At 71.9% G+C, this 17,053-nt stretch carries 11 protein-coding genes; 7 read left to right on the top strand and 4 right to left on the bottom strand.

Features of this window, described 5'->3' with window-relative positions; all coding sequences use genetic code 11:
- Window positions 1-201: 201 nt before the first annotated feature.
- Complete coding sequence (locus ACQP17_RS11780; protein WP_249637464.1) at window positions 202-1,584, top strand: glycine--tRNA ligase; 1,383 nt, start codon at window positions 202-204, stop codon at window positions 1,582-1,584.
- A 366-nt stretch (window positions 1,585-1,950) separates the two neighbouring features.
- On the opposite strand, the gene ACQP17_RS11775 is transcribed toward ACQP17_RS11780, so the two are convergent.
- The 3 genes from ACQP17_RS11775 to ACQP17_RS11765 all read right to left on the bottom strand — a co-directional run bounded on the left by ACQP17_RS11775 (window position 1,951) and on the right by ACQP17_RS11765 (window position 5,452).
- Complete coding sequence (locus ACQP17_RS11775) at window positions 1,951-2,532, bottom strand: TetR family transcriptional regulator (RefSeq protein ID WP_433856232.1); 582 nt, start codon at window positions 2,530-2,532, stop codon at window positions 1,951-1,953.
- 227 nt (window positions 2,533-2,759) lie between these two features.
- A complete protein-coding gene (locus ACQP17_RS11770) occupies window positions 2,760-3,764 on the bottom strand; it encodes an aldo/keto reductase (RefSeq protein WP_433856231.1) in 1,005 nt (334 codons plus the stop codon).
- A gap of 155 nt (window positions 3,765-3,919) precedes the next feature.
- Window positions 3,920-5,452: an MFS transporter gene (locus tag ACQP17_RS11765; protein WP_433856230.1), complete on the bottom strand. Its 1,533-nt coding sequence runs from the start codon at window positions 5,450-5,452 to the stop codon at window positions 3,920-3,922.
- A 101-nt stretch (window positions 5,453-5,553) separates the two neighbouring features.
- Between ACQP17_RS11765 and ACQP17_RS11760 the strand changes: the two genes are divergently transcribed.
- On the top strand, window positions 5,554-6,456 hold the full coding sequence (locus ACQP17_RS11760; protein ID WP_433856229.1) for a helix-turn-helix transcriptional regulator: 903 nt from the start codon (window positions 5,554-5,556) through the stop codon (window positions 6,454-6,456).
- An 11-nt stretch (window positions 6,457-6,467) separates the two neighbouring features.
- Here ACQP17_RS11760 and ACQP17_RS11755 read toward each other — a convergent pair whose 3' ends face one another.
- The gene (locus tag ACQP17_RS11755; RefSeq protein WP_433856228.1) at window positions 6,468-7,970 is read right to left on the bottom strand and encodes an MFS transporter; all 1,503 of its coding nucleotides are present in this window, start codon (window positions 7,968-7,970) and stop codon (window positions 6,468-6,470) included.
- A 151-nt stretch (window positions 7,971-8,121) separates the two neighbouring features.
- Here ACQP17_RS11755 and dusB point away from each other — a divergent pair, with 151 nt between their 5' ends.
- The 5 genes from dusB to ACQP17_RS11730 all read left to right on the top strand — a co-directional run bounded on the left by dusB (window position 8,122) and on the right by ACQP17_RS11730 (window position 17,001).
- The gene (dusB, locus tag ACQP17_RS11750) at window positions 8,122-9,249 is read left to right on the top strand and encodes a tRNA dihydrouridine synthase DusB (protein WP_433856227.1); all 1,128 of its coding nucleotides are present in this window, start codon (window positions 8,122-8,124) and stop codon (window positions 9,247-9,249) included.
- 502 nt (window positions 9,250-9,751) lie between these two features.
- Window positions 9,752-10,324, top strand: coding sequence for a MarR family winged helix-turn-helix transcriptional regulator (locus ACQP17_RS11745; protein WP_433856226.1), 573 nt, complete (start codon window positions 9,752-9,754; stop codon window positions 10,322-10,324).
- 801 nt (window positions 10,325-11,125) lie between these two features.
- Window positions 11,126-13,906 carry a pyruvate, phosphate dikinase gene (gene ppdK / locus ACQP17_RS11740; protein WP_433859889.1) on the top strand — a complete coding sequence of 927 codons (2,781 nt, stop codon included), beginning with the start codon at window positions 11,126-11,128 and terminating at the stop codon, window positions 13,904-13,906.
- A 415-nt stretch (window positions 13,907-14,321) separates the two neighbouring features.
- Window positions 14,322-15,590: a hypothetical protein gene (locus ACQP17_RS11735; RefSeq protein WP_433856225.1), complete on the top strand. Its 1,269-nt coding sequence runs from the start codon at window positions 14,322-14,324 to the stop codon at window positions 15,588-15,590.
- A gap of 565 nt (window positions 15,591-16,155) precedes the next feature.
- Window positions 16,156-17,001, top strand: coding sequence for an ArsR/SmtB family transcription factor (locus tag ACQP17_RS11730; RefSeq protein ID WP_364883920.1), 846 nt, complete (start codon window positions 16,156-16,158; stop codon window positions 16,999-17,001).
- Window positions 17,002-17,053 lie beyond the last annotated feature (52 nt).

Below are 17,053 nucleotides of genomic sequence, written 5' to 3'. Positions count from 1 at the left end.
TTCAACAAAAGTGGAAACGATTGTCAACAACAGTCGGGGCGGTGTGAGCGGGGCGACAGTGGGCCGGAACCGATTTGATCCAGGGGGTACGGCCGCCGGTACCCTGAACTATTCGCCCAGCCGTCTCCCGACCACCACCCCCTCAGTGAGACGACAGGGCACCGCCCATTCATCGTTCGTCGTCGTAATGAAGAGAGCACCGTGGCCGCCGACAAGATCGATACCATCGTCAGCCTGAGCAAGCGCCGTGGCTTCGTATACCCCTGCAGTGAGATCTACGGCGGCTCCCGGGCTGCCTGGGATTACGGTCCGCTGGGCGTCGAGCTCAAGGAGAACATCAAGCGTCAGTGGTGGCGCGCCATGGTCACCTCCCGCGAAGACGTCGTCGGTCTCGACTCGTCGGTGATCCTGGCCCCCGAGGTCTGGCAGGCGTCCGGCCACGTCGCCACCTTCACCGACCCGCTGACCGAGTGCACCTCCTGCCACAAGCGCTTCCGCGCGGACCACCTGGAGGAGGCGTACGAGGCCAAGCACGGCAGGCTCCCCGAGAACGGCCTGGCCGACGTCAACTGCCCGCACTGCGGCAACAAGGGCGGCTTCACCGAGCCCAAGCAGTTCTCCGGCCTGCTCTCCACCCACCTCGGCCCGTCCCAGGACACCGCCTCGGTCGCGTACCTGCGCCCCGAGACCGCCCAGGGCATCTTCACCAACTTCGCCCAGGTGCAGCAGACTTCCCGCAAGAAGCCGCCGTTCGGCATCGCGCAGATGGGCAAGTCCTTCCGCAACGAGATCACGCCCGGCAACTTCATCTTCCGCACCCGCGAGTTCGAGCAGATGGAGATGGAGTTCTTCGTCAAGCCGGGCGAGGACGAGAAGTGGCAGGAGTACTGGATGGCCGAGCGGTGGAACTGGTACCGCGACCTCGGCATCCGCGAGGAGAACATCCGCTGGTACGACCACCCGGCCGAGAAGCTCTCGCACTACTCCAAGCGCACCGCTGACATCGAGTACCGCTTCAACTTCGGCGGCACCGAGTTCTCCGAGCTGGAGGGCGTGGCCAACCGCACCGACTACGACCTGTCGGCGCACGCCAAGGCCTCCGGCCAGGACCTCTCGTACTTCGACCAGGAGGCCGGCGAGCGCTGGACTCCGTACGTCATCGAGCCGGCCGCCGGTGTGAACCGCGCGATGCTCGCCTTCATGCTCGACGCGTACATCGAGGACGAGGCGCCCAACGCCAAGGGCAAGATGGAGAAGCGCACCGTCATGCGCCTCGACCCGCGCCTGGCGCCGGTCAAGGTCGCGGTGCTGCCGCTGTCCCGCAACCCGCAGCTGTCGCCGAAGGCCAAGGGCCTCGCGGCGGACCTGCGCAAGAACTGGAACATCGAGTTCGACGACGCGGGCGCGATCGGCCGCCGCTACCGCCGCCAGGACGAGATCGGCACCCCGTTCTGCGTGACGGTCGACTTCGACACCCTCGACGACAACGCGGTGACCGTGCGTGAGCGCGACACCATGAAGCAGGAGCGCGTCAGCCTGGACCAGATCCAGGCCTACCTGGGCGCGCGGCTGCTCGGCTGCTAGTCGCTCGCGGGGCGGCGCCGGGTCTCCGGCCGCCGCCCCCGGTGCTCTCGGGCGCCGGCCGGGCTCGGAACTTCCGGGCCCGGCCGGCGCTTTTGCGTGTGCGGGGGGCCGGGGGCCGGGGGCCGGGGGGCGTTGGGCCGGGGGTTGGGGTTCTGGGGGGCGAGGGGCGAGGGCCGCAGGTCGGCGTCCGGGCCTCGGCGTCCGGGCTGCGGCCGGGTGGGGTGCGTGACGGTGGCCGGGCCCGGTGTGGCGGCCCGGACGGTGCGCGGGTCGGGCCAGCGCTGTCGGGTCGGCGCGCGGTCGGGCCGGTGGGTGGACCGGCCGATGCGCGGACCGGGCCGGGTTCGGTGTTCCGCGCCCCGTCCGTCAGCTGCGCAGGCCCCGCAGGACCAGGTCGCGGACGGCGTCGAAGTCGTGGGCGATGCCGGGGCGGGACCACTCGGCGGCGTAACAGGGGTCGTGGAAGCGGGCGGTGGCGTCGAAGACAGCCCGGGCGGTGGTGGCCGGCGACGGGGTGTGGAACGCGCCCTGGCTGACGCCGGCTTCGATGAGGGTGGTGAGCTGGCCCTCCAGATCCGTGACATGACGGTCGACCACGCCACCGCTCTCGCCGATCAACGTCATGTAGGTGGCGAAGAGTTCGGGATCGTCGCCGGCCTTGTGCCGCTTGGCTTCGAACAGGGCGGTCAGCCAGCGGTCCAGCCGCTCCGGAGCCGGGCCCTCTTCGGTGACGATGACCGACAACACTCGGCTCGTGCGGTCCAGCCAGCGCGCCGTGACGGCCTCCCGCAGCGCCGCCTTCGTGCGGAAGTGGCGGTAGACGCTGCCGTGACTGACACCCAGGGCGCGCGCCACATCCACGACCGTGGCCTTGGCCGGGCCGTATCGGCGCAGCACCTCCTCGGTGGCTTCGAGGATGCGCTCGGGGGTCAGCGTTTCGGGCGGCATGGGGCGGGTCGGCCTTTCGGGAGGCGGGGCGGGGCCGGGCGACCAGTTCCGGGAGGCACTCGGCGGGGTGGCACACGGCGGGTGCCGTGCGGATCCCGCGCGGATGCCGTACCGGGTGAGGGTGGCGGCAGCCGGGGCGTCCGTCCACCGGATCCGTGCGCCGGGTACCTACGGACGGTACCTGGCCGTGCGCCGTACCCGCTCCGGTGGTCACGGCCGGTGCCCGGTCAGTGCTCGCTGTCCAGGTGCGCCATCTGGTCGGCGGGGTAGCGCTCACCGGCGGCGGCGCCGGCCGGGACCGCGCGCTCGATCGCGGCCAGATCCCCGGCGTCCAGGACCACGTCCAACGATCCGAGGGCCTCGGTCAGGCGGTCGGGGCGGCGCGCGCCGACCAGCGGGACGACGTCCTCGCCGCGGGAGAGCACCCAGGCGATGGCGATCTGGGCGACCGAGACGCCCTTCTGCTCGGCGATCTTGCGCAGGGCGTCCACCAGGTCGAGATTGCGGTCGAGGTTGTCGCCCTGGAAGCGCGGACTCCGGCCGCGGAAGTCGTTCGGGGCGAGCGTGCGCCCGCGGCTGAAGTGGCCGCTGATCAAGCCGCGGGACAGGACGCCGTAGGCGGTGATGCCGATGCCCAGTTCGCGGGCGGTGGGCAGGATCGACTCCTCGATGCCGCGGGAGACGAGGGAGTACTCGATCTGGAGGTCGGAGATCGGGGCGACGGCGGCGGCCCGCCGCAGGGTCCGGGCGCCGACCTCGGACAGACCGATGTGCCGGACGTGCCCGGCCTCGACCAGCTCGGCGATGGCGCCGACGGTCTCCTCGACGGGGACGTCCGGATCGATCCGGGCGATCCGGTAGATGTCGATGTGGTCGGCCCCGAGGCGCTGGAGGGAGTAGGCGGCGAAGTTCTTCACCGCCTGCGGTCGGCCGTCGTAGCCGCTGAAGGCGCCTTCGACGGTGCGCAGGGCGCCGAACTTGACGCTGAGCAGCGCCCGTTCGCGGGCCGCGGCGGGGGCGGTGCGCAGCGCCTCGTTGATCAGCAGTTCGTTGTGGCCCATGCCGTAGAAGTCGCCGGTGTCGAGCAGGGTGACGCCCGCTTCGAGGGCGGCATGGACGGTGGCGAGGGACTCGGCGCGGTCGCTGTCGCCGTAGAGGGCGGACATGCCCATGCAGCCGAGGCCGAGGGCGGAGGTCTGTGGGCCGGTGGTGCCCAGGGTGCGGGTCTGCACTGCGTGCTCCTGAAGAGAGGGGAGGGGCGGGCGGCCGCGCTGCCGTGCGGCCGCGTACTCACCATGACATGACGGCTGACAGATTTCAATATCTGTCAGTCGTCATGTGTGAGTCGGGCTCTCTCGCGTCCTTCCTCTGCGCGCTCCGGCGCAGGTCAGTGCACCGTGCGGGGCAGCCGCAGGGCCAGCAACGTGGTGCCCGCGACGATCGCCAGCTGGGTCAGCAGGGCGGCGAGCAGCGCGTCGCGGATGCCGACGGACGGCAGCAGCGACAGGAAGAGCGTGCCGAGGGTGGCCACGCCCAGGGCCATCCCGGACTGCTGGGTCGTGACCATGACCCCGCCGCCCACGCCCGCCTGAGCCGCCGGGAGTTCGCTCAGCACGATGCGCAGCAGGACCGGCAGCACCATGCCCTGTCCGAAGCCCAGGACCGCCATGCTCGGCGCGAGCGCGGCCACCGAGACCCCCGGCCAGCCCCCGTAGACGGTCAGTGCCAGGAGGAGCAGTCCGGCGCCCTGGATCAGCGAGCCGGCGAGCACCACCCGGCGCCCGAACCGCAGCACCAGCCGCGGACCGGCCAGCGAGGCGAGGAAGAAGGTGAGGCACAGCGGCGCCAGGGACAGCCCGGCCGTGAACGGCCCGTAGTGCAGACCGTTCTGGAGCGCCACGGCGATGACGAACATGAAGCCGCCGAATCCCAGCGTGAACGGGACGATCATGGTCAGGCCGCTGTTCACGGACGGTATGCGCAGCAGCGACGGCGGAACCAGCGGCATCCGGCCCGCGCGCTCGGCCCGGCGCTCGACGAGGACGAACGCGGTGGCGGCGACGGGGAAGACGGCCAGCAGGATCCAGGACCACAGCGGCCAGCCGGCCGCCCGGCCCTCGGTCAGCGGCAACAGCAGCGTGATCAGCGTGGCGGCGAGCAGCGCGGTGCCGGGGACGTCCACCCGGGTCGGGTGCGGGGAGCGGGTCTCGGGCACCGTACGGGCGGCCAGCAGCCAGGCCGCGGCAGCGATCGGGACGTTCACCAGGAACACCGCGCGCCAGCCGGTCCCGGCCAGGTCCACGGAGACCAGCAGCCCGCCGAGCACCTGCCCGACGGCGCTGGAGACGCCCGCCGTGCCGCCGTACAGGCTGAGGGCCCGGGCCCGCCGCTTGCCGGTGGTCGTCGCCTGGATGGTGGCCAGGACCTGCGGCAGCAGCAGCGCGGACGCGGCGCCCTGGGCGATCCGGGCGGCCACCAGCGTCCAGGCGTCCGGAGCGAGGCCGCAGGCCAGCGAGGTCACGCCGAAGGCGGCCAGCCCCCACAGGAAAAGCCGGCGGCGGCCGACCATGTCGCCGAGCCGGCCGCCGAGGACCAGCAGCATGGCGTAGGCGACGCCGTAGCCGGCCACCACCATTTCCAGCATCGCCGGGCCGGCCCGCAGATCGGCGTCGATGGTCGGCAGGGCGACATTGACGATGAAGAAGTCGATCAGCGGGAGCGCCGCGCCCAGCAGCACGGTCAGCAGGCCGAGCGGGGTCAGCAGGGGCTGGGTGAGGTGCTGCCGCGGGCCGGGCGCGGGCGTCGCCGGGGCGGTTCCGGACGGGGGCGGGGCGGCCTGGGGGGTGGCGGGGGCCGCGGTGGGGGCGCCGGGGTCGGCCGGGGCCCTCGTGGTGGTCGTCTGTGCTGGCGTAGTGCTCACGGACTCGACGATCGCCGACCGCCCAGCCGGGTACCAGAGTGTCTTTATCCTGGTACCAGCTCTACCTGGCAACCGGCTCGGGCATGCGGCAGGCTGGAGCCATGACCCTGGATGTGACCGCGACGCAGCCTGCCACAAGTGCCGGTGACGGGACCGCCCCGCGGGACCACGCCGCCCGCCGGGCCGAGCTGGCGGCCTTTCTGCGCAGCCGTCGGGAGCGGATCACCCCCGAACAGGTCGGGCTGCCCCGGGGCGCCCGCCGCCGCACCCCCGGTCTGCGCCGCGAAGAGGTCGCGCAGCTGGGCGCCGTGGGGGTCACCTGGTACACGTGGTTGGAACAGGCCCGGGACATCCATGTGTCGCCGCAGGTCCTGGACGCGGTGGCCCGCGCGCTGCTGCTCGACCGCGCCGAGCGCAGCCATCTGTTCGCGCTGGCCGGGGCGGTGGACCCGATGCCCGGCAGCGAGTGCACGAGCGTGCCGCCCGCACTGCGGCAGGTCCTGCACCAGCTCGACCCGTTCCCCGCGGTCGTCCAGAACGGCCGGTACGACATCCTCGCCCACAACCGCACGTACAGCCGCCTGATGTGCGACCTCGACACGCTGCCCGAGGAGGACCGCAACTGCATGTGGCTGGCGTTCACCCACCCCGAGTGGCGGGCGCGCGTGGTCGATCTGGACGCCACGATGCGGCTGATGGCCGCCAAGTTCCGGGCGTCGATGGCCGAGCACGTCGCGGAGCCGGCGTGGAAGGCGCTGCTGGCGCGGCTGACGGAGGCGTCGTCGGAGTTCCGGGAGATCTGGGCGCGGCACGAGGTCATCCGCCCCATGGGGTCGGTCAAGGTCTTCCGGCACCCCTGGGTGGGCGTGCTCGAACTGTCCGGCACGAGCCTGTGGACGGGGCCCAACCCCGGTCCCAAGCTGCTGTCCTACACCCCCGTCGACGAGACCTCCCGCAAGCGCCTGGAGAAGCTGGCGGAGCTGACGGCGCTCGCCGCCGGGTGAGGAGAGAACACCTACGCGCGGGCGTCCGCCGTGCCCTGCCCCCGGGGCCCGTCGTCGAACAGCGCGGCCGTACGGCGGGCCGTCTCCCGCGCCCACCGGCCCGTCGTCAGCGCGGCCGTACGGCGGGCCGTCTCCCGCGCCCACCGGCCCGTCGTCAGCGCGCCCAGCAGCAGGACGGCCGCGCCGCAGCCCGCGATGATCCACCAGGCCGGGCGGGCGGCCGCCAGGAAGGCGTCCGTATCGGCGGTGGCATGGGCCCCGCCGGCCAGTACGGCGCCGATCACCGCCACGCCCAGGGACTGCCCGACCTGCCGGCTGGTGGAGGCCACGGCGGCGGCCACCCCGGCCTGGGCGCGTGGCATACCGGACACCGCGGTGTTGGTGATCGGCGCGTTGACCAGGCCGAACCCGATGCCGAACAGGACATAGCCGGTGAACAGCAGCGGGTTGGCCGACTGGGCGCCGAAGGCCGCGAAGAGCACCCCGCTGGCGGCCATGGCCGCGCCGGCGACCAGCAGCGGCGGCCGTGGCCCGCGGCTGCCCACCAGCCGTCCCGACACCGGCGCGAAGATCAGCGTCATCCCGGCCATGGGGAGCATGTAGAGCCCGGCGTCCAGGGCGGACAGCCCGCGGATGTTCTGCAGATACAGCGTGTTGATGAACAGGAAGCCGGCGAGCGCGGCGAAGGCGCAGACCGCCACGACCGTGGCCCCGCTGAACGGCGCGCTGTGGAAGAACCGCAGATCGATGAGGGGTTCCTCGCGGCGCCGTTCGTAGATGAGCAGACCGGCCAGGGACCCCAGCGCGGCCACCACGAACACCAGGATCTGCGGGGAGGTCCAGCCGGCGTTCGGGGCCTCGATGATCGCGTACGTCAGCGAGCCGAGCAGCGTGATCACCAACAGCTGGCCGACCGGATCGACCCGGCGGGGCCTGGGGGCGCGCGACTCGGGGACGTAGCGCAGGGTCAGGAAGACCGCGAGCGCGCCGATCGGGACGTTGATCCAGAAGATCGAGCGCCAGCCGACGCTCTGCACCAGCAGCCCGCCGACCACCGGCCCGGCCGCCATGCTGATGCCGACGACCCCGCCCCACACCCCGATGGCACGGGCCCGCTCCCGGGGCTCGGTGAAGGTGTTGGTGATGATCGACATCGCGACGGGGTTGAGCATCGAGCCGCCGACCGCCTGCACCATCCGGAAGACCACCAGCCACCCCAGCCCGGGCGCCAGACTGCACAGCAGCGAGCCGACCGCGAAGACGACCAGCCCGATCAGGAAGACCCGGCGCCGGCCCAGCCGGTCGGCCGTGGAGCCGGCCAGCATCAGCAGCGACGCCAGGACCAGGGTGTAGGCGTCGATCGTCCACTGCATACCGGAGACCGAGGCGTGCAGCTCGTGCTGGATCGACGGCAGGGCGACGTTCAGAATGGTGTTGTCGAGGCTGACGATCAGCAGGCTCATACAGCAGATCGCCAGCACCAGAAGACGCCGTCGACGCCCGAGCTCAGACATTCTTGAACGCTACAACGATCGGTGCCGGCCGGTGCCGGCGGGGCCACTCGCGCGGTGCGGGACAATGGGAGGTCGCAGCGGCCGCCCCCGGGGGGCCGCTGCCCGACCGCCCCGCCAACGGAAGCCGAAGAAAGCCGAAGGTATCGCCGCCATGACTCTCCTGCAGATCGGTCCGCACGCGGTGCAGCCGCCCGTGGTCCTCGCGCCCATGGCCGGGATCACCAATGCCCCGTTCCGGACGCTGTGCCGGGAGTTCAGCGGCGGCAAGGGCCTGTTCGTCAGCGAGATGATCACGACGCGGGCGCTGGTCGAGCGCAACGAGAAGACCATGCAGCTGATCCACTTCGACGAGACGGAGCGGCCGCGCTCGATCCAGCTGTACGGCGTCGACCCCGACACCGTCGGCAAGGCCGCCCGCATGATCGCGGAAGAGGACCTCGCCGACCACATCGACCTGAACTTCGGCTGCCCGGTCCCGAAGGTGACCCGCAAGGGCGGCGGCTCGGCGCTCCCGTACAAGCGGAACCTGCTGCGCTCGATCCTGCGCGAGGCGGTGGCCAACGCGGGGCCGCTGCCGGTGACGATCAAGATGCGCAAGGGCATCGACGACGATCACCTCACCTACCTCGACGCGGGACGGATCGCGGTCGAGGAGGGCATCACGGCGGTCGCCCTGCACGGCCGCACGGCCTCCCAGCACTACGGCGGCACCGCCGACTGGGACGCCATCGCACGCCTCAAGGAGCACGTCCCCGAGATCCCGGTGCTCGGCAACGGCGACATCTGGTCGGCCGACGACGCGCAGCGGATGATGCGCGAGACCGGCTGCGACGGCGTGGTCGTGGGCCGCGGCTGCCTGGGGCGGCCCTGGCTGTTCGGCGATCTGGTGGCGGCCTTCGAGGGGACCGGCACCTACGCGCAGCCGACCCTCAAGGAGGTCGCGGCGGTGATGCTGCGGCACGCCACGCTGCTCGGTGAGTGGATCGGTGACGAGGCCCGCGGCGTGATCGACTTCCGCAAGCACGTCGCCTGGTACACCAAGGGCTTCTCGATCGGCTCCGAGATGCGCCGCAGCCTCGCGGTGACCTCCTCCCTCGACGAGCTGGACGCGCTGCTGTCGGAGCTGGACCTCGACCAGCCGTGGCCGCTGGGCGCCGACGGCCCGCGGGGCCGTACCTCGGGCCGCAACCGCGTCGTCCTGCCCGACGGCTGGCTGGACGACCCGTACGACTGCGCGGGCGTGGACGCGGACGCCGAGCTGGACACCTCGGGCGGCTGACCCGGCCGGCCGCCCGACTCGCCCTGGGTCGGGGCGAGTCGGGCCCACCCGCCCCCGCCGTCCTCCCCCGAATGAGGGAGGGCGGCGCCCGCTTCTCCTCCTCGGTGCCGAGGCGGCAGGCTCCCGCCGTGCCGCACCATTGCCGTGTCGCACCGGCCGCCCGGCTTGACCCTCACGCGACGTGAGGCCGCAGTCCGACGGCGGTGTGAAAGCGGCGGGCCGGGATGTGCCCGGACCGCGGGCCGGGCGTCGTCCGGTGCCGGCACGGGGGCCGGCACCGTACGACCCATCGGCCTCTCCCACCCCTCCCTCCCCCCAACTGGGCGTGCAGGCAGGGCCATTCGGGGCATGTCCGCGGCCGGTACCCGGACCGGCAGGGGGAACCGCGCTACCGTTTGGCTCCGTACGGGAACCCGTGCGACGGCCCGGACGACCCACGACCGCAGCCGGTGCGCCGGCACGGCGGCGTGCGGATCGCGAACGACACCGAGGAGACGCTGTGGTGAGCGGGCACCGTTCCGTCGCGGACACCGAGCAGGCGGTCCGGACCAAGATCGCGGACCTTCCCCTCCGTCATGAACAGATGGCCGCGGTGGCGAACCTCTACCGCGCCGCGGCCGCCGTACGCCAGCACTTCGAGAACTCCGTGCTGCGCGACGCCGAGCTGACCTGGACCGCCTTCGTCGTGCTGTGGGTGGTCTGGGCCGGCGGCGAGCGGGAGACCCGCCGGGTGGCGGAGGAGGCGGGCATCTCCAAGGGCACGCTCACCGGTGTGGCCCGCACCCTGCAGAGCCGCGGTCTGCTGGAGCGCAGGCCCCACCCGGCCGACGGACGGCTCGCGCTGCTCGCGCCCACCCCCGAGGGGGAGCGGCTGATGGCCCGGATCCTCCCGGAGTTCAACGCCGAAGAGGTCTTCGTCACCGAGGCGTTGAGCGACGACGAGGCCCTGGACCTGGCGGATCTGCTGCGCCGGGTCGTGGTGCAGGTAGAGACCCGCGGTGCGGAGCGGCGGCTGGAACTGCTGGACGGCGCACAGCCGCGGCCGCGGCGCAGCGGCCGGCGCGCCAAGAAGTAGCGCGCTCCCTGCGGGACGGGACGGGCCCATGGGCGGGAACCCGGAGCGCGGCGCCGGCCGAGCCGTATACGAACCCGGGCGTCGGGGCGGCGTTCCGGCGGCCGGGACTATGGCCTGATCCTGGCACCGGGTGCCCCGTAGTCACCGGGGCGCGGAACGCCCGGGCGAGGCGGAGTCCGCGTTGCTCGCTCGGCGCACGAGGCCGGGTGGCCACCGGCCGCTGCCGCCGGGCGCCCGGGAGCCGGCACGCCGCCTCGTCAGCTTCGCCCGTTCCCGGGGTGTCCGGTTCCCTCCGGCCCGACCCTCGGAGCTGACCCCGGAGGTGCCCGTCGGCCGGTGCGACAGGGACAGGACGGAGAGGGAGGTCGAGAGCGGGGCAGATCCGGACCAACTGGTGGCCGTCGCGCGGGCGGACCCGGCCGCCGTGTGCGCGCGGGCCCGCGCACCGGTGGGCGCGTTCCTCGATCGCGCAGCCCGCGAAGGGGTCCAAATGATGGAACCTGGTCACACATGAGCGCGTGATTCTCGCCACCCCTGATAGGAGGTGCGCTCAGATGAGCGATGCGCGCGGGGTTCCATCTCTCCAATGGTGGCACCGGGTGCCACGCTTGATCCGTTCGAGTGGTGAACGCAATCGTTGCTTTGAGTAGCACACTTTCGAAATTTCACTACGCACCGGAGTGATGCATTCGGGTAATGAAGTGTGGGCCAAACGCATGATCACTTTCGATCTGGTGGCGGACGACTGGTTACACGGGTATGTCGACCAAGTGGACGTACCCATACGCCTTCGATCTGGGTATGTTCCTCGCCGTCAGGGCAGCCCGTCGGCGAGGAGTCAGTGCCGTGCCGGAAACACAAGATCCCCACGTAACCCAGCCTTCTTCCGCGAAGTTCGTGTACGACTTCACCGAGGGCAACAAGGACCTCAAGGACCTCTTGGGCGGCAAGGGGGCGAACCTTGCCGAGATGACCAACCTGGGACTTCCCGTCCCGCCCGGCTTCATCATCACCACCGAAGCCTGCAAGGTCTACCTCGACAGCGGCAGCGAGCCGGCGGCACTGCGTGCCGAGGTCTCCACGCACCTCGACGCCCTTGAGCAGAAGATGGGCAAGAAGCTCGGCCAGGCCGACGACCCGCTGCTGGTTTCGGTGCGTTCCGGGGCGAAGTTCTCCATGCCCGGCATGATGGACACCGTCCTCAACATCGGCCTCTCCGACGACTCGGTGTCCGGCCTCGCCGCGCAGGCCGGTGACGAGCGCTTCGCGTGGGACTCCTACCGCCGCCTCATCCAGATGTTCGGCAAGACCGTGCTGGGCGTCGACGGCGAGCTCTTCGAGGAGGCGCTGGAGGAGGCCAAGCAGGCCAAGGGCGTCCGCGTCGACATCGACCTCGACGCCGCCGACCTCAAGAACCTGGTCGCGCACTTCAAGGACATCGTCTCCAAGGAGACCGGCCGGGAGTTCCCGCAGGAGCCCCGCGAGCAGATGGACCTCGCGGTGCGCGCGGTCTTCGACTCGTGGAACACCGACCGCGCCAAGCTCTACCGCCGCCAGGAGCGCATCCCCGGCGACCTCGGTACGGCCGTCAACGTCTGCTCCATGGTCTTCGGCAACCTCGGCCCGGACTCCGGCACCGGTGTCGCCTTCACCCGCGACCCCGCCAGCGGCCAGCAGGGCGTCTACGGCGACTACCTGCAGAACGCGCAGGGTGAGGACGTCGTCGCCGGTATCCGCAACACCGTGCCGCTCGCCGACCTGGAGAACATCGACAAGGCGTCGTACGACGAGCTGATGCAGATCATGGAGACGCTCGAAACGCACTACAAGGACCTGTGCGACATCGAGTTCACCATCGAGCGCGGCAAGCTGTGGATGCTGCAGACCCGGGTCGGCAAGCGCACCGCCGGTGCCGCCTTCCGGATCGCCACCCAGCTCGTCGACCAGGGCCTGATCGACGAGGCCGAGGCCCTCCAGCGGGTCAACGGCGCGCAGCTGGCGCAGCTGATGTTCCCCCGCTTCGACCTGGGCGCCAAGTCCGAGATGATCGGGCGCGGGATCGCCGCCTCCCCGGGCGCGGCCGTCGGCAAGGCCGTCTTCGACTCGTACACCGCCGTCAAGTGGTCGCGCTCCGGCGAGAAGGTCATCCTGATCCGCCGGGAGACCAACCCCGACGACCTCAACGGCATGATCGCCGCCGAGGGCATCCTCACCTCCCGCGGCGGCAAGACCTCACACGCCGCCGTCGTCGCCCGCGGCATGGGCAAGACCTGTGTCTGCGGCGCCGAGGAGCTGGAGGTCGACACCAAGTCCCGCAGGATGACGACCCCGGACGGGACCGTCATCGAGGAGGGCGACGTCGTCTCCATCGACGGCTCCAGCGGCAAGGTCTACGCCGGCCAGGTGCCGGTCGTGCCGTCCCCGGTCGTGGAGTACTTCGAGGGCCGGATGCACGCCGGCGCCGACGACGCCGACGAGCTGGTCAAGGCCGTCCACCGGATCATGGCGTACGCGGACCGGGTGCGCCGGCTGCGCGTGCGGGCCAACGCCGACAACGCCGAGGACGCTGCCCGTGCCCGCCGCTTCGGCGCCCAGGGCATCGGCCTGTGCCGCACCGAGCACATGTTCCTCGGTGAGCGCCGCGAGATGGTCGAGCGCCTCATCCTGGCCGACACCGAGACCGACCGGGAGTCCGCGCTCAGCCAGCTGCTGCCGCTCCAGAAGGCCGACTTCATCGAGTTGTTCGAGTCGATGGACGGGCTGCCGGTGACGGTCCGGCTGCTGGACCCGCCGCTGCACGAGTTCCTGCCCGACATCACCGAGCTGTCGGTCCGGGTCGCGCTCGCCGAGGCCCGCAAGGACGCCAACGAGAACGATCTGCGGCTGCTGCAGGCCGTGCACAAGCTGCACGAGCAGAACCCGATGCTGGGTCTGCGCGGAGTGCGCCTGGGCCTGGTCATCCCCGGTCTGTTCGCGATGCAGGTGCGTGCCATCGCGGAGGCGGCCGCCGAGCGCAAGAACGCCAAGGGCGACCCGCGTGCGGAGATCATGATTCCGCTGGTCGGCACCGTCCAGGAGCTGGAGATCGTCCGCGAGGAGGCCGAAGGGGTCATCGCCGAGGTCGAGAAGGCCCACGGCGTCAGCCTCAAGCTCACCCTCGGCACGATGATCGAGCTGCCCCGCGCCGCCCTCACGGCCGGACAGATCGCCGAGTCGGCCGACTTCTTCTCCTTCGGCACCAACGACCTGACGCAGACGGTCTGGGGCTTCAGCCGCGACGACGTCGAGGCCAGCTTCTTCACCGCCTACCTGGAGAAGGGCATCTTCGGCGTCAGCCCGTTCGAGACCATCGACAAGGACGGCGTGGGCTCCCTGGTCCGCAACGCCGTCGCGGCCGGCCGGGCCACCCGCCCGGACCTCAAGCTCGGTGTCTGCGGTGAGCACGGCGGTGACCCGGAGTCGGTGCACTTCTTCCACGAGGCCGGGCTGGACTACGTCTCCTGCTCGCCGTTCCGCATCCCGGTCGCACGGCTGGAGGCGGGCCGCGCGGCCGCCGAATCGAAGGGCAGCGACAGCCGCTGACCCGACCGGTCACCGTGGGCGCCGCGCGCGCCCGCGGTGACCGCACCATCCACCGGAGCCGCCGCCAGGCACCCAACCCTCAGCCGCCCGGCTGTCGGCTCCGGCACCGAAAGAGGGCGGCACCTGTGCGGAGGTGCCGCCCTCGGCGGTGCGCGGGCAACGCCGGAGCGGCGTGGGGGAGTTGTAGGGGAGCCAGGTTCCCCCGTCGGCTAGATCACAGAAAAACCTGCGGGCCCGCGGGCAACTGCTCGGCATTGCCCCGGTTTGCCCGTCGGAAGTGCGGAGCGGGCCGTCCGCGCCCGGCGCATTTTCCGTTGCTGTGGGGCCGTATGTCGGTCATAAGATCACATGCCTCCGCACGCATGAGCGATGCCCGTGCGGCGGACTCTCTTCTCTTCCCTCGGGAAAGGCCCCAGTGAACCTTCGCCGTACCCTCGCGACCGCCGCCGTCGCCGCCGTGACCGCACCGGCCGTCCTGCTCTCCGCGGGCTCCGCCTTCGCCGCCCCGAAGGCCCCGGCGGACACCCGGCAGCAGCCGACCTTCGCCGAACTGAAGAAGGCCGCCGCCGACGCGGAGAAGGCGTACCAGGACGCGGCCGCCGCCGAGAAGGCCGGGCGCGCCAAGGTCGACGCCACGATGGACGCCCTGGACCGGGACAGTCACCCGCTCAAGGCGGCCGTGCTCGCCGCGGACAAGGCGGTCAAGGCCGCCGACGCCGCCAAGACGGCGGCCGACCAGGCCGTCGAGGACGCCCAGAACGCCCTGGACGCGGCCACGGATGAGGCCGGGAAGGCCAAGGCCCAGGAGACGCTCGAGGCGGCCCGGGCCGAGGCCACGCACGCCGCCGACGCCAAGGCCCACGCGGACCGCGCGCGCACGGTGGCCCAGGACGCGCTGGACGATGCCCGGGTCGCGGCCCTCCGCGAGTGGGGCACGGTCCAGAAGGCCGCGGCCGACGCCCGGACCGCCAAGGAGGCCGCGGACAAGGCGCTGGCCGCCGCCGCCGAGTGTGTCCGCGTGCCGGGCCTGACCGTCCTCGCGAACCACCTGCCGTCGAAGGTGGTCGCCGGCACCACGGCTGACTTCTCCTTCACGGTGGCCAACGCCACCGACCGCACGCTGGACGTGGACCCGCTCGTCCTCTTCCGCCTGCTCGCCAAGAACCAGGAGCAGCACTTCCTCAAGGTGCAGTGGTCCGACGGCTCCGGCTGGCAGACCCTGGCGACCGACGGTTCCCACATCGCCTCCGTCACGGCCATGAAGCCCGGCGCCCACACCGACGTGAAGCTGCGGATGACCCTCGGGGCGAAGACCCCGGCCACCAAGGCCCTCGCGCTCTTCGCGGGCGACGCCTCCGACGCGTACCACCCGTGCCTCCTCGGCCCCATGAAGCGCTACGACTTCGCGGTGCTGCCGGCCGGCAGCAAGCCCGGCACGGTCGGTGACGCGAAGCCCGGCAAGGCCGCGGACCGGGACCGTCCGGCGTCGAAGCCGGCGGCGGCCGGGCCGCAGAACGCCCACGCCGAGGCGGCGTCGGCCCCCGCGACCGGCGGCAGCCTCGCCGCGACCGGCACCCCGGCCGCCGTGCCGCAGCTCGGACTCGCGGGTGGCGCGGCCGCGCTCCTCGGCGCCGGGGCGGTCGTCGGCGTGCGTCGTCACCGCGGGGCCGGGAGCGCCAACTGAGCGGAACGGGCTCCGCGTTGCGGGAGCGCCTGCCGTACGGCCCATGACACGTCGGGCACGTCGGTGCGGTGGTCCCGCGGGACATCCGAACGAGGGCGGCACCTGTGCGGAGGTGCCGCCCTCGCCTTTCTCCGGACTCCCCCCTCGGGAGCTGCCGTCACCCCGGTCGGCGCGGGGTGCGGCCTTCAACGGGGCTGGCGAGCGGCCGGTTCCTTGCTCATCACCCCCCACGGGATCGAGCAATCCGGTCCGTCCGCGCCGCCGTCGAATTGAGTACAAGCATTCCCGCCGGCCGCCTGGTGGCGCGAGTACTTTCAAGTCTGGCCAAAAGGGCATGGTAACCGCGCGTGTTGGCGTGCATACTCAGGCGTGCCGGGGGCTGACTGAGGAAACCAGAGGTGGGGGTTCGGTGTTACGCGTCCATTTCAGTGGACTCGATCTGGCCCGTGTGCGCATTGCGGCACGCCCGGACGCGCTGTGGGAGACCGTCTTAAGCTTTCACCGGCTGCGTGACAGACGGGACGATTCGGCGTTCGGCAAATGGCGATCGGAAACACGGGGAAGGTTGAATGGCGAAGCGCGTCTGCTGGCGCCCCTGGTGCCCACGCGCGGCTATTTCCCGGATTTCCTGACGCCCGCCGAAGGCCTGCTCGGCATGACCGACGCGCTCGCCGCGCTCCGCGAGACCCCGGCCGTCCGGCTGCACGAGGAACTCGCCCGGCTCGCCGCCGCGTCCCGCCCGTTCCCCTCGTGGATACGGGAGTTGGCGGAGGGCGACACCCGTGTCCTGGGGCGGCTCGCCGGGCTCCTCCAGCGCTATTACGAGGCGGCCGTCGCCCCGTACTGGCCGCGCGTCCAGGGCCGAATAGAGGCCGACCGGGCCACCCGCGGCCGGGCGCTGCTCGACGGCGGCGCGGACCGGCTGCTCGCCTCGCTGCCGCCGATGATGCGCTGGCGCTCGCCCGTCCTGGAGTGCGACTACCCGGTCGACCGCGATCTCCATCTGGGCGGCCGGGGGTTGTTGCTGCTGCCGTCGTACTTCTGCCGGCGCACCCCCGTCACCTTCCACAACCCGGACCTCACGCCGGTCCTGGTCTACCCCGTGGAGCACCCGGCGGCGCGGTTGACCCCGCAGGTGCCGCCCGAGCGCTCCCTGGGACGGCTGGTCGGCCAGACCCGCTCCGCGATCCTCCAGCGGATCGGTGTCGGCTGCACCACCAGCGAACTCGCCCGCCGCGCCGATGTCTCACTGGCCTCCGCGAGTCAGCACGCGACGGTGCTGCGCGACGCCGGTCTGCTGCTCACCCTGCGGCAGGGCAACGCCGTACTGCACACCCTCACCCCCCTGGGCGCGGCCCTGTTGCGCGGCGCGCGCTCGGTGGAGGAGGCGGCGTACGAGCGGTTGCGGTGAGGCGGATCGGGCAGCCGTGACGTGAGGGCGGTGTGCGGCGGGCGCGCCGGGA

Source organism: Streptomyces kronopolitis (assembly GCF_050953795.1).
GTDB classification, from domain to species: domain Bacteria; phylum Actinomycetota; class Actinomycetes; order Streptomycetales; family Streptomycetaceae; genus Streptomyces; species Streptomyces kronopolitis_A.
The sequence above is the reverse complement of the archived record's forward strand: the minus strand, read 5'-3'. Positions and strand labels throughout refer to the sequence as shown.